The 12546-nt window shown below is 71.4% G+C and carries 11 protein-coding genes and 1 pseudogene; 7 read left to right on the forward strand and 5 right to left on the reverse strand.

What is annotated here, in order from left to right; genetic code table 11:
- Window positions 1-11 precede the first annotated feature (11 nt).
- From AC068B_RS29800 to AC068B_RS29810, 3 genes are read left to right on the forward strand one after another with little or no spacing between them, the layout of a single operon-like run.
- Window positions 12-1223, forward strand: coding sequence for an MFS transporter (locus tag AC068B_RS29800; protein WP_478674685.1), 1212 nt, complete (start codon window positions 12-14; stop codon window positions 1221-1223).
- Window positions 1220-1657, forward strand: coding sequence for a cobalamin B12-binding domain-containing protein (locus AC068B_RS29805; RefSeq protein ID WP_478674686.1), 438 nt, complete (start codon window positions 1220-1222; stop codon window positions 1655-1657). Before AC068B_RS29800 ends, AC068B_RS29805 begins: the two co-directional genes overlap by 4 nt.
- A 14-nt stretch (window positions 1658-1671) precedes the next feature.
- On the forward strand, window positions 1672-2949 hold the full coding sequence (locus AC068B_RS29810) for a methylaspartate mutase (RefSeq protein WP_478674687.1): 1278 nt from the start codon (window positions 1672-1674) through the stop codon (window positions 2947-2949).
- Here the strand turns inward: AC068B_RS29810 and AC068B_RS29815 are convergent.
- From AC068B_RS29815 to AC068B_RS29825, 3 genes and pseudogenes are all read right to left on the reverse strand, one after another.
- Entirely contained in the window at window positions 2946-3419 is a 474-nt protein-coding gene (locus AC068B_RS29815; RefSeq protein WP_478674688.1) for a hypothetical protein, read from the reverse strand. The genes AC068B_RS29810 and AC068B_RS29815 overlap by 4 nt on opposite strands.
- A gap of 12 nt (window positions 3420-3431) precedes the next feature.
- On the reverse strand, window positions 3432-4112 hold the full coding sequence (locus AC068B_RS29820) for a glycerophosphodiester phosphodiesterase (RefSeq protein ID WP_478674689.1): 681 nt from the start codon (window positions 4110-4112) through the stop codon (window positions 3432-3434).
- Between the two features lie 27 nt (window positions 4113-4139).
- Window positions 4140-5278, reverse strand: a pseudogene (locus tag AC068B_RS29825) (adenosine deaminase).
- A gap of 46 nt (window positions 5279-5324) precedes the next feature.
- Here AC068B_RS29825 and AC068B_RS29830 point away from each other — a divergent pair.
- Entirely contained in the window at window positions 5325-6155 is an 831-nt protein-coding gene (locus AC068B_RS29830; protein WP_478674690.1) for a DUF4190 domain-containing protein, read from the forward strand.
- A 46-nt stretch (window positions 6156-6201) separates the two neighbouring features.
- Here AC068B_RS29830 and AC068B_RS29835 read toward each other — a convergent pair whose 3' ends face one another.
- Window positions 6202-7521, reverse strand: coding sequence for an aminotransferase class I/II-fold pyridoxal phosphate-dependent enzyme (locus AC068B_RS29835; protein ID WP_478674691.1), 1320 nt, complete (start codon window positions 7519-7521; stop codon window positions 6202-6204).
- Window positions 7522-7651: 130 nt separating this feature from the next.
- On the opposite strand from AC068B_RS29835, the gene AC068B_RS29840 reads away from it, so the two are divergent.
- Entirely contained in the window at window positions 7652-8947 is a 1296-nt protein-coding gene (locus AC068B_RS29840) for an MFS transporter (RefSeq protein ID WP_478674692.1), read from the forward strand.
- Between the two features lie 13 nt (window positions 8948-8960).
- Here AC068B_RS29840 and AC068B_RS29845 read toward each other — a convergent pair whose 3' ends face one another.
- Window positions 8961-9539, reverse strand: coding sequence for an NADAR family protein (locus tag AC068B_RS29845; protein ID WP_478674693.1), 579 nt, complete (start codon window positions 9537-9539; stop codon window positions 8961-8963).
- A 177-nt stretch (window positions 9540-9716) separates the two neighbouring features.
- Here AC068B_RS29845 and AC068B_RS29850 point away from each other — a divergent pair, with 177 nt between their 5' ends.
- Both AC068B_RS29850 and AC068B_RS29855 read left to right on the forward strand, forming a co-directional pair.
- Window positions 9717-11219, forward strand: a complete 1503-nt coding sequence (locus AC068B_RS29850; RefSeq protein ID WP_478674694.1) for a gamma-aminobutyraldehyde dehydrogenase — start codon at window positions 9717-9719, stop codon at window positions 11217-11219.
- Window positions 11220-11288: 69 nt separating this feature from the next.
- A complete protein-coding gene (locus tag AC068B_RS29855) occupies window positions 11289-12539 on the forward strand; it encodes a polyamine ABC transporter substrate-binding protein (RefSeq protein ID WP_478674695.1) in 1251 nt (416 codons plus the stop codon).
- Window positions 12540-12546 lie beyond the last annotated feature (7 nt).

Here is a 12546-nt window from a genome sequence, read left to right on the forward strand (position 1 = left end):
TGCTGCAATCCATGTCGGTCAATGTCCGCCTCCTGGGCATCGCCGTCTTCTTCAACCTGCTGGGCCGGGGCGCCTTCATGGCGTCCTCGGCGCTGTACTTCACCAAGTTCGCGGGCGTGACGCCCGGCCAGCTCGGTCTGGGGCTCGCGATCGCGGGCGCCGCAGGGCTGGTCTCCGGCGTCCCGTTCGGGCACCTCGCCGACCGCCGTGGCCAGCGTGACGTGGCCGCCGTGCTCCTGATCCTCAGCTCGCTGGCCGGCGTGTTCTTCCTGGTGGTCGACGGGTTCGTCCAGTTCACCGCGGTCGCCGTCGTGTTCACGTTCATCGAGCGGGGCGCCTACGCGGCGCGGCAGGCGGTGCTCGCCACCCTCACCGCCGGTGAGGACGCGACCCTGGCGAGGGCCCAGATCCGCACGATCGGCAACATGGGCGTCGCGATCGGCAGCGGCATCGCGGGCCTGGCGATCTGGGTCGGCACCGAACCGGCCTACATGGGCGTGATCGGCTTCAACGCCGCGTCGTACCTCATCTGCGGCCTCACCCTCTTCGCGCTGCCCCGCATCGCCGTCGTACCCGTGAAGCCCGGCGTCGCCAGGCTGCCGGTCCTGCGGGACCGCCGGTACACGGCCGCCACCCTGGTGAACATGATCATGGTGATCCACTTCGCCATGCTCGACATCGGGTTCCCGCTGTGGATCGTGCACCACACCGACGCCCCGAACTGGATGGCCGCGGCGCTGATCCTCTTCAACACCGTGGGCTGCGTCCTGTTCCAGGTGTCCGCGTCGCGCAGGATCGGATCGCTCGAATCGGCGCGGCGGTCGTGGCGGCTGGCCGGTTTCCTGTTCCTCGGCACCTGCATCCTCACCGGCCTGACGGGCGGCACTTCCGCAGTCGGCGCCAGCGTCCTCCTGCTCGTCGCGGCAGGACTCCATCTCTATGGAGAGATCATCCAGTCGGCAGCGGGCTGGGTGATCAGCTTCGACCTCGCTCCGCCCGAACAGAACGGCCAGTACCAGGGGCTCTTCACCACGGGATTCGCGTTCTCCCAGATGGTCGCCCCCTTCGTCATATCGACCCTGGTCATCGAGAACGGAACGGTCGGCTGGATCTGTCTCGGGGCGACCTTCGCGCTCGCCGGGGTCGCGATGACCCCGGTGCTGCGCATCGCCGACGGAGCGCCATCGGCCACCCCTCAGCAGAAGGAGACAGCCCGCTCGTGAGTACTCGGCCCCCGGTGGCGGTCGTCGCCACCATCAGCTCCGACGCCCACACCTGGAACCTGGTCTATCTGCAGCTCGTTCTCGAAGAGCGCGGGTGGCAGGTGATCAATCTCGGCTCCTGCACGCCGGTCGACCTCGTGGTCGAGTCCGTCGTCGATTCGGATGCCGACCTCCTCGTGGTCAGCACCGTCAACGGACATGGTCTGCTGGAGGTTCCCGCCCTGCTCGACGCCGTCCTCCAGGTGCCGGAGCGGGTCCGCCCGCCGGTCGTCCTCGGCGGCAAGCTGAACACCCAGGGCGAGATCAGCGGCGGCGAAGTGCAGCGCCTGCGCGACATGGGCTTCGCCGACGTGTTCGTCAGAGAGACGGCCGTCGACGCGTTCTGCTCGTACCTGTCCGGCTTCTCCGTCGGTTCCACGGCGACCGCGGCCTAGGGTCGGCGATCGGTATGCCGCGGACGCCTCAGACGCCGCAGACACGGGTTTCCGGCTTCGGTGCCTACGTCGCCGAGGCGGCGCGCCGGGACGAGCTGGTGGTCCAGTCCCGCATGGGCTTCGCGAGCCCCGAAGCCATGCGGGCCGGTCTCGATGCCGTCAGGGACGCGGGGCCCCGCGTGGTCGGGACCATCACCCTGGACAGCTTCACGCGCACGGGGCAGTTCCTGCGGGCCGGTCGGGCCATCGCCACGGGGGAGTCGCTCAACGGCTATCCGCTCGTGTCGCACAGCGCGGCGAACAACTCCCTGCTGCTGCGCGGCTTGGACCTGGACGCCTTCCCCGTTCAGGTCAGGCACGGGTCGCCACGGCCCCAGGAGATCTTCCGCACCATGCTCAGGTTCGGGCTCACCGTCTCCGAGGGGGGCCCGGTCTCGTACTGCCTGCCCTACAGCAGGGTGCCGCTGCGGGAGTCCATCGACGCCTGGGCCGAGGGGTGCCGGATCCTCGCGGACGGCGGGGAGGATTCCGCGCATCTGGAGACCTTCGGCGGCTGCATGCTGGGACAGCTGTGTCCCCCGGGGCTGCTGGTCGCCCTCAGCGTCCTCGAATGCCTCTTCTTCGCCGAGCACGGCATCCGCAGCGTCTCCCTCAGCTACGCCCAGCAGACGCATCCGCAGCAGGACCGCGACGCGATCCTGGCGCTGCGCACCCTGGCCGGGAAACACCTCGGCGACATCGACTGGCACGTGGTCCTCTACACCTTCATGGGCGTCTATCCGAAGTCCACGGACGGCGCCACCGCGCTCCTGCGGGGGAGCGCCGAGCTCGCCGCGACCTCCGGCTGCGAACGGCTCATCGTCAAGACGACGGTCGAATCCCAGCGGATCCCCACCGTCGCGGAGAACGTCGCCGCCCTGCGCATCGCCGCGGGCGCCGCCTACGGTGTCCCGCGCTCCCACCCTCCGCGGAGCGAAGTCCTCCGCGAGGCCTCGGCCCTGATCGACGCCACGCTCTCCCTGAAGGCCACGGTGGGCGACTCCCTCCACGAGGCCTTCCGGCTCGGCATCCTCGACGTCCCCTACTGCCTCCACCAGGACAACAGGAACCGCACCCGGACCTCGATCGACAGCAACGGCTTCCTCCGGTGGGCGTCCAGCGGCGACATGCCCCTCCCCGTGCAGTCGGCACCCGACGAACCGGGAGGAGCCGCCGACCGCCTCCTCCAGATGCTCTCCTACAACCAGTACCGCTTCGACGCGCTCCAGGGCTCTGACGCTCCAGGGCCCTAGCCGGAGCGGCGGCGTCCGCGCAGGGCCTCGCGGAGATGCTCGGCGGCGTCCGCGATCTGCTGCCGCCAGACCTCCAGCTTGTCCGCCACCCTCGACGCGACCTTCCGCCACTTGAACCACGGCGGCAGCTCGCGGAACGGCACGAACGTCAGCGTGTCGTCGACGGCGGTCTCGGCGAAGCCGCGGTGGCCCTCCGCGCGCAGCGCCGCGTACAGCTCCGGGGTGAGCTCGCCGTTGAGCCGCGCCGCATGGCCCGCCGCGGTGTACGCGAACCCCCGCTGGCCGCGGTCCGCCGACCGCATCGCCTTGAGTATGCGCGGCGAGGCCTGGGCCAGCGTGCAGTTGAAGGCGAGCCCGATCGCCGCCGTCCCGATCCGCGGCTCCCCGCGTTCGTACGCGGCGTCCCAGTCGGCCGGGTCGTCGATGCGCAGCAGACCCTCGCCGCTCTCCCAGTTCCACGTGGATGTCATGACGGACGCCGCTCAGGGAGTGCGCAGCGCGTGCAGGACGTCGACGCGGTTCGTGGTGATCGAGTCGACGCCCGCCTCGATCAGACGGCGCATCGAGCGGCGGGTGTCCGGGGTCCAGGCCGAGACGAGCAGGCCCTGGCGGTGCACGTGGACCGCGAGGTCGTGGTCGACCAGCGGGAAGCGGTAGTTGAGCCAGCGCGGCTTCACCGCGTCCAGCAGGACGGGGCGTGGCGGGGCCAGGGTCGTCCAGGTCAGCGCGATCTCCGCGGCCGGATCCGCCTCGCGCACGGCCAGCATCGTCTGACCGCCCGCGCAGTAGTACACCCGCTCCGCCGCGCCGCACTCCGCGACGACCCCGACGACCGCGCGCACGTCCTCGTACGTGGCGCCCGGCAGGTCGAGCATGAGCCGGTGCCCCTCGGTGGCCGCGATCGCCGCCGCGAGGGTGGGGACGCCGCCCTCGGTGAGTCCTTCGACCTCGGCGGACGACACGGCGGCGAGCGGCCGTTCGTACCCCCACAGGCGGTCGAGCGTCGGATCGTGCAGCAGGACGGGTACGCCGTCGCTGCTCAGTCGGACGTCGATCTCCACCGCGTCCGCGCCCCGTTCGAACGCGGAGCGCAGGGACGGGATCGTGTTCTCGCGGACGCGGTAGGGATCGCCTCGGTGGGCCACTGCAGTCACGGTGCGCATGGGCCCATTGTGGTCACGGGACAGGGCTTACGGGGCGAGCCACGTCTCCGTGTACGTGTCGATCTCGGCGGCGATCCGCTCCTTGCCCGCCGGGTCGAGGAAGGACGCCTCGACGCCGTTCTTCGCGAGGGCCGCGATGCCGCGCTCGTCGAGGTCGAGGAGACGGGCCGCCACGGCGTACTCGTTGTTCAGGTCCGTGCCGAACATGGGCGGGTCGTCGGAGTTGATGGTGACGGTCACTCCGGCGTCCACGAACTGCTTGATCGGGTGCTCGTCCAGGGTGCGGACCGCGCGGGTCGCGATGTTCGAGGTCGGGCAGACCTCCAGCGGAATGCCGCGCTCGGCGAGGTGGGCGAGCAGCTTGGGGTCCTGTGCGGAGGTCGTGCCGTGGCCGATGCGCTCGGCGCCGAGGTGGATGAGGGCGTCCCAGACGGTTTCGGGGCCCGTCGTCTCGCCCGCGTGCGGGACCGAGTGCAGGCCCGCCGCGATCGCACGGTCGAAGTACGGCTTGAACTGCGGGCGGGGCACGCCGATCTCGGGCCCGCCGAGCCCGAAGGAGACCAGGCCCTCGGGGCGCAGGCTGTCGGTGGTCGCGAGCCGCAGCGTCTCCTCGGCCGACTCGAGCCCGGCCTCGCCGGGGATGTCGAAGCACCAGCGCAGTACGGTGCCGAACTCTTTCTCGGCGGCCTTGCGGGCGTCCTCGATGGCGTCCATGAAGGCGCGGTCCTCGATGCCGCGGCGCACGGAGGAGAACGGGGTGATGGTCAGCTCGGCGTAGCGCACGTTCTGCCGCGCCATGTCGCGGGCCACCTCGTACGTGAGCAGGCGTACGTCGTCCGGGGTGCGGATCAGGTCCACGACGGACAGATAGACCTTGATGAAGTGCGCGAAGTCCGTGAACGTGAAGTAGTCGGCGAGCGCCTCGGGGTCGGTCGGCACCGCGGAGTCGGGGTGCCTGGCGGCAAGCTCGGAGACGATGCGGGGGGAGGCCGAGCCGACGTGGTGCACATGCAGTTCTGCCTTGGGCAGTCCGGCGATGAAGGCGTGCGTGTCTCTGTCGGGCGTGGCTGCGGTCTGCTGCTCGGTCACGGTTTCCTCCCCAGGAACGGGTTTGATCGGCTGATCGATGGGTCGGGATCATCGTAGGCGGCGGTCGGCGCGGGCAAAGCGGGGGCCGTAGCATGACGGAACGTACGAAAGAGGTGACCCGTCATGTCCGCGAAGTCCGACGACGACGCCGTGCCCGGCGCGGGCGGCGCGGGGGCGCCGGAAGAGCGCGATCCGTGGGCGCCGCCCGCCGAGGACGCGGTGCCGCGGCCGGGGAGTGCGCCCGGGGCCGGGTACGGGTCGGGGGCCATGCCCGGGCCGGTGTCCGGGCCGCCTTCGGTGCACGACCAGTGGACGGTCACGTCGATGCCGGGGGCGGGGCAGGGGCCTGTGCCGTCTCCGCCCGCGCACCCGCATCCGCACCCGCAGGCCGGTGTCGGCAACCCCTTCGCGGCGCCCGGAGAGCCGGTGCCGCCGCCTCCGATCTCGCCGGACGGGCCTGGTCAGGTGCCGTACGGGCCTGGTCAGGTGCCGTACGGGCCGGGTCCGGCGCCGTACGGACAGGGACAGGTGCCCTACGGCTATCCGGGCAACGGCTCGCAGGGTTATCCGGGGTACCCCGGTCACCCGGGGTACCAGGGCGGGCCCGGATACGGCTGGCCCGGCATGCCGATGGCGCCCGCGAACGGCATGGGCGTGACCGCGCTCGTCCTCGGGATCATCGCCGCCGTCGGCTTCTGCGTCTGGCCGCTGGCGATCGTCCTCGGCATCCTCGCGGTGATCTTCGGCGCGGTGGGGCGGGGCAAGGCCCGGCGGGGCGAGGCGACCAACGGTGGGCAGGCCCTCGCCGGGGTCATCTGCGGCACGGTCGGACTCGTCCTGAGCGTGGTGCTGCTGGTGCTCCTCATCGTGCTGCCCGACGACGCCACGGACGTGGGTGCGCCGCCGGGCGACCCGGGCCATTCGGCCACGTCGGCCGTAGCGTCCAAGGCGTAGGGGCCTCGCGCCGTCTCGCGCGGCGCGACTCCCCCCCCCGTACGTCTCACCCCCCGTACGTCGCCTCGGACTCGTCGAGCACGGCGGCGAAGTCCGCGGCCAGCCGGGCCGCGTCCGCCACGTCCAGCGCGGACGTGGTGATGCGCACCGCGGTGGGCGTGGCGATGCGGAACCGCGCCCCCGCGGCCACCCACCACCCGCGCGAGCGCAGCCCGTTGACGACCGCGGACTCGTCCCGCACGGGCACCCAGACGTTCAACCCGCTCGCGCCCCGCGCCGCGATTCCGTGCCGCGCGAGCTCCCGGACCAGTGCTTCGCGCCGCTCCGCATACGCGCGCTCGGCCCGGCCCACCACCTCGCGGGCCGCGGGGTCGGTCATCGTCCGCTCGACCGTCTCCTGCAGTACGTGACTGACCCACCCCGAGGTGAGCAGCATCCGCCCCTCGTGCCTGGCCAGCGTGGTGGCGTCGCAGGCGAGGGCCGCCCACCGCAGGTCGACGCTCAGGTGCTTGGAGACGGTGCGCACCTGCGCCCAGCGGGGGAGTCCGCCGGTCGCCAGGGAGTGCGGGGCCGCCCCCGCCACCTCCGCGTTGTGGTCGTCCTCGACGACGAGCACGTCCGGATGGCCACCGAGGACGTCGAGCAGCGCCTCCCGCCGCGCCGCCGTGAAGCGACCGCCCACCGGGTTCTGCCCCCGCGGGCTGCACACCAGGGCCCTGGCGCCCGCCCGCAGCGCTCCCCGCAGGGCCTCGGGCCTGATGCCCTCGTCGTCCACGGCCACCGGCGCCATCCGGAGCCCCAACGCCGGTACGAGGTCGAGGAGATGGTGGAAGCCCGGGTCCTCCACGGCCACCGTGTCGCCCGGCTTCAGCTCCACCGAGAGCAGCCGGGCCATGCAGTCCAGCGCTCCGTGCGCGAAGGTCACCCGGCCGTCCGGCACCCCGTCCCGCGCGAACCACTCCCGTGCCACGTCCTCCAGCCCCGCGAGCCGCGGCGCCGCGCGATGCGAGCCGCTCACCGGCGCCACCCGGGCAGGGGGCATCAGGACCGGCAGCAGAGCCGAATCCGGGTGCCCGCCCGCCAGGTCGCGCACCCCCTGCGGAGCCCTGGGCGGCCTGCGGGTGCCGACCGCCGGTGCCTGCGCCACGACCGTGCCGCCCCGGCCGCGGGTCACCACGATCCCGCGCTGCCGCAGTTCCTTGTAGGCCGTCGCCACCGTGCCCGCGCTGACCCCCAGCTCGTCGGCGAGCCTGCGCACCGGAGGCAGTGCGGCGCCCGGTGCCAACCCGCCGTCGGCCACGGCCCGTTCGACCGATGCGGTGATGCCCTTGGCGGTCGACCCACTGATCACATATTGTGCTGCCACGTAACCAATTATGTACCGGTACAAAAAAGCGAGTCAAGCCGACGCTGGAAGTCCAGGGGGACGGGTGAGCCTCAGCCGTAAGCGGTCCGCACTGTACGCACGCATACCAGGGGGTGCCGACGGCCGCCGCATGCTCTGGATCGCCCTGATCAACAAGGCGGGGACCGGTCTCTGGATGGGGGCGGCCGCCCTCTACTTCACTCTGGTCACCGGGCTGTCCGTCGCCGAGGTCGGCGTGCTCCTGGGTGTCTCCGGTGCCGTCGGGATCGCGGGCGCGCCGCTCGCGGGCCACCTCGCCGACCGCTTCCCGGTCACCCGCATCATCATCGGCGCCCAACTCCAGCAGGCCGTCGCGCTGTTGGCGCTGCTCACGACGGACAACTTCTCGCTGCTCCTGCTCTACTCGGCCGTCAACAGCCTCGCCGACCGCGGCGCCAACGTCCTCACCAAGCTGTACGCCGCCCGCATCGCGGGTCCGGACCGCACCACGTACCAGGCCGTGCAGCGCACCGTCTCCAACGCGGGCTGGGCGCTCGGCGGCCTCGCCGGTGCGCTCGCGCTCGCCGTCGGCACCACCCACGCCTACCAGGCGCTGCTCATCGGCAACGTGGTCAGCTTCGTCGTCGCCGCGGCCCTCACCCTGCGCTGCGCCGAACCGCCCTCACCGTCCCGGCTGGTCACCGACTCCACGGAATCCGCAGCCGCAGCCGAATCCGCCCCCGCACCCACGACCCCGCCGTCCAACCCCTGGCGCGACCGCTCCTACCTGCTCTTCACGTTGACCGAGGCGGCCCTCTTCCTCGACGACGCGGTGCTCCAGGTCGGCATCCCGCTATGGATCGTCCACGCCACCGACGCCCCGCACGGTCTCGCGCCGCTCCTGATGGTGCTCAACTGCGTGCTGGTCGTCTGCTGCCAGGTCCCGCTGTCCCGGTTCGGCAGCACTCCGGACAAGGCCCGTGGGCTCCTCATCCCGCTCGCGGCCTGCTTCGTCGTCGGGTGCGCCGCCCTGACCGCCTCCACGCTCGGCGGCACCTGGCTGGCCGTCGCCGCCCTCACGGTCGCGGCCGTCGCCCTCACCTTCGCGGAGATACTCCACGCCATCGCCTCCTGGGAGCTCTCCATCGCGCTCGCCCCCGACGACGCCCAAGGCGCCTACCTCGGGGTGCACGGCCTGTCCTCGTCGGCCCAGCGCAGCGGCGGACCGCTCCTGGTCACCGCGGTGATCGCGGCGGGACCGCTGGCCTGGCCCGCCCTCGGCGCGGGCGTGATCGTGACGGTGGCGGCGCAGAGCCGTCTCGTACGGAAGCGGCTGATCCGGCAGAGCCCCGCGGACCACGCCGTAGGCCACGCCGTGGCAGGCGCCCCCGCCCCCGCGGAAAGCGACGCCGCGGAAGACGAAGCCGCGACGCCCCGGACCACCTGAGGCGCCCCGCCCGTCAGATGCGGGCCCGCGCCTCCATCAGCGCGAAGCCGAGGAGGTTGGGCCCCCGCCACTTGGTGGGGTCGTCCGCCCGGGGGTCGTCGGCCGCCAGGCCGATGCCCCAGACGCGGTCCAGGGGGCTCGCCTCGACCAGGACCCGGCGGCCCGTGCCCAGGAGGAAGTCGCGCAGGGCGGGGTCGGATGCGAACTTGTGGCGACTGCCGTCGACCACGATGCCGAAGCGCTCGCGGGTCCATATCGCGTCGTCGAAGTCCCGCACGAGCCGTCCCGCGTTCTTCGCCTCCGCGGGTGTCCGGGCCGCCAGGGCCGCCCGCTCCGCGTCCGCGTCGTCGAAGAGGCGGGCCTTCGCGGCCATCATCCAGTGCTCCGCCGTCGCGTACTCCACACCGTCCACCGTGAAGGGCGAGGGCCACCACTGGCTCAGGCAGCTCGGGCCGAGCGTGCCGTCCCGCCGCGGGGTGTGGCCCCAGAAGCGCAGATACTTGATCTTCTCGCCCGCGCGCACCGCGCCGACCAGCGCCTCCACCGAGTCGATCTTCGTCATGCACGCGAGTCTGGCACGCACCACTGACATTCCGTCCTGGGTTTTCCAGGACGACTCGACACCTGGTCGACAGATTCCGTCGCGTAACCAAAAGGCAACAACGGAATCACTTGTTGGACTACCACTGCTCTGTCAGGATCGGCACTCAAATCGATCCGGAGCTACGCCGACCCCCGCGGGACGGGGCGGGCGGCGGAGGAGAGCGTCATGCACAACTTCCAGGCGCAGGACCACTTCGCGGACGGTGCTCAGTACATCGCCGGGCGGCTGACCAAGGGGACGTCGGGCCACTCCCACACGGTCGTCGACCCCGCCTCGGGCGATGACGTCTACACCTACGAGCTGGCCGGGAGCGACGACGTCGACGCCGCCGTCGCCGCGGCCGCCGAGGCGTTCCCCGGCTGGGCGGGCGCCACCCCGGGCGAGCGCTCCGACGCCCTGCACCGCTTCGCGGGCGTACTGGCGGACCGTGCCGAGGAGTTCGCGCAGGCCGAGTCGTTGCAGTGCGGCAAGCCGATCAAGCTGAGCCGGGAGTTCGACGTCCCCGGGACCGTCGACAACGCCGCGTTCTTCGCGGGCGCGGCCCGGCATCTCCAGGGCCAGTCGGCCGGTGAGTACACCGGTGACCACACCTCGTACGTACGACGTGAGCCCATCGGCGTCGTCGGGTCGATCGCCCCCTGGAACTACCCCCTCCAGATGGCCGCCTGGAAGGTCCTGCCAGCGATCGCCGCGGGTAACACCATCGTCCTCAAGCCCGCCGAGCTCACCCCCTTCACCTCGCTCCTGTTCGCACAGGCCGCCACCGAGGCGGGCATCCCCGACGGCGTCGTCAACATCGTCACGGGGGCGGGCAAGGACGCCGGTGAGCACCTCGTCGGCCACCCCGACGTCGCCATGACGTCCTTCACCGGGTCGACCGGCGTCGGCAAGCGCGTCGCCGAGATCGCCACCGCCAGCGTCAAGCGGCTGCACCTGGAGCTCGGCGGCAAGGCGCCCTTCGTCGTGTTCGACGACGCCGACCTCGAAGCCGCCGTGCACGGCGCTGTCGCGGGGGCGCTCATCAACACCGGGCAGGACTGCACGGCCGCCACGCGCGCGTACGTCCAGCGTCCGCTCTACGAAGCCTTCGTGCAGGGCGTCGCCGACCTCATGGAGAGCGTGCGGCTCGGCGACCCGTTCGACCCGAGCACCGACCTGGGGCCGCTCATCTCGCACGCGCACCGCGACCGTGTCGCCGGGTTCGTCGACCGGGCCCGCTCCTACGCGCGCGTGGTCACCGGCGGCGAGGCGCTCCAGCACCCCGGCGCGTACTACAAGCCCACCCTCATCGCGGACGCCGCGCAGGACAGCGAGATCGTGCAGTCCGAGATCTTCGGACCCGTGCTCGTCGTCCTGCCCTTCGACAGCGACGACGAGGGCATCCGGCTCGCCAACGACACCCCCTACGGCCTCGCCGCCTCCGCCTGGAGCCGCGACGTGTTCCGCGCCAACCGCGCGACCCGCGAGATCAAGGCGGGCTGTGTGTGGGTCAACGACCACATCCCGATCCTCAGCGAGATGCCGCACGGCGGCTACAAGGCGTCCGGCTACGGAAAGGACATGTCCGCGTACTCCTTCGAGGAGTACACCCAGGTGAAGCACGTCATGTTCGACAACACGGCGGAGGTCCGCAAGGACTGGCACCGCACGATCTTCGGGGACCGGTAATCACGTAGCCACGTCGTCACAGGCCGCGTGACCGGCGGCCGCCTTCCTCCCGAAAGGGCAACCACGCGTATGGAGCAGTACGAGCCCGACCCCCTCTCCCCGGCCCGACTGGCCGCCATGCACCGCAGCTTCAGGAACGGCAGGGCCGCACTGACCCGTCGTTCGGTACTGCGCACCGCCACGGGCGGCGCGCTCGCCGTCGGCGGTCTCGGGGCGCTCAGCGCCTGCGGGATCCCCGCGGCGGGCAAGAGCCAGGGCGAGGTCTCGTCCGAGGACCACTCGGCCGGTGAGAAGCGGATCAGCTTCTCCAACTGGACCGAGTACATGGACGTCGACGAGAAGGACGCGAACCGGCGGCCCACCCTGGACGCGTTCACCGAGCGCACCGGGATCCAGGTCAAGTACACCGAGGACATCAACGACAACGTCGAGTTCTTCGGCAAGATCCAACCGCAGCTCGCGGCGGGACAGGAGACCGGACGCGACCTCATCTGCGTCACGGACTGGCTGGCGGCCCGGCTCATCCGCTTCGGCTGGGTCCAGAGACTGGACCCGGCCAACCTGCCGCACGCGTACGCCCGTCTCTCCGCCCAGTTCCGCACCCCCGACTGGGACCCGGGCCGCTCCTACTCGTATCCCTGGACGGGCATCTCCACCGTCATCGCGTACAACAAGAAGGCGACCGGCGGCAAGGAGATCACCTCGGTCTCGCAGCTGCTCGACGACCCGAAACTGAAGGGGCGCGTCGGGTTCCTGTCCGAGATGCGCGACACCGTCGGCATGACGCTCATCGACATGGGCAAGGACCCCGCGGACTTCACCGACGACGACTTCGACGCGGCCATCGCCCGCCTCCAGAAGGCCGTCGACAAGAAGCAGATCCGGCGCTTCACCGGCAACGACTACACGTCCGACCTCGCCAAGGGCGACATCGCGGCCTGCCTCGGCTGGGCCGGTGACATCGTGCAGCTGCAGGCCGACAGCCCCGACGTCGGCTTCCACATCCCCGACCAGGGCTACATCACGTCCACGGACAACCTGCTGGTCCCGAACAAGGCGCGGCACAAGAAGAACGCCGAACGGCTCATCGACTACTACTACGAGCCGGAGCCCGCGGCCCGCCTCGCCGCGTACATCAACTACGTCTGCCCGGTCGACGGGGTACGCGACGCGCTGGCGAAGATCGACAAGGACGCGGCGTCGAATCCGCTGATCATCCCCGACAAGGAGATGAAGGAGAAGTCCCGCGCGTTCCGGTCGCTCACGCCGAAGGAAGAGACCGCGTACGAAGAGAAGTTCGCACGCCTCACCGGGGCCTAGTCCCTCT

The organism is Streptomyces sp. NPDC042371 (genome assembly GCF_056437465.1).

Excerpts from the sequence above, each read along its gene's own strand:
- AC068B_RS29800 (WP_478674685.1), top strand. The coding sequence starts at position 12 with ATGTCGGTCAATGTCCGCCTCCTGGGCATCGCCGTCTTCTTCAACCTG.
- AC068B_RS29810 (WP_478674687.1), top strand. The coding sequence starts at position 1,672 with ATGCCGCGGACGCCTCAGACGCCGCAGACACGGGTTTCCGGCTTCGGT.
- AC068B_RS29815 (WP_478674688.1), bottom strand. The coding sequence starts at position 3,419 with ATGACATCCACGTGGAACTGGGAGAGCGGCGAGGGTCTGCTGCGCATC.
- AC068B_RS29820 (WP_478674689.1), bottom strand. The coding sequence starts at position 4,112 with ATGCGCACCGTGACTGCAGTGGCCCACCGAGGCGATCCCTACCGCGTC.
- AC068B_RS29830 (WP_478674690.1), top strand. The coding sequence starts at position 5,325 with ATGTCCGCGAAGTCCGACGACGACGCCGTGCCCGGCGCGGGCGGCGCG.
- AC068B_RS29840 (WP_478674692.1), top strand. The coding sequence starts at position 7,652 with ATGCTCTGGATCGCCCTGATCAACAAGGCGGGGACCGGTCTCTGGATG.
- AC068B_RS29845 (WP_478674693.1), bottom strand. The coding sequence starts at position 9,539 with ATGTCAGTGGTGCGTGCCAGACTCGCGTGCATGACGAAGATCGACTCG.
- AC068B_RS29850 (WP_478674694.1), top strand. The coding sequence starts at position 9,717 with ATGCACAACTTCCAGGCGCAGGACCACTTCGCGGACGGTGCTCAGTAC.
- AC068B_RS29855 (WP_478674695.1), top strand. The coding sequence starts at position 11,289 with ATGGAGCAGTACGAGCCCGACCCCCTCTCCCCGGCCCGACTGGCCGCC.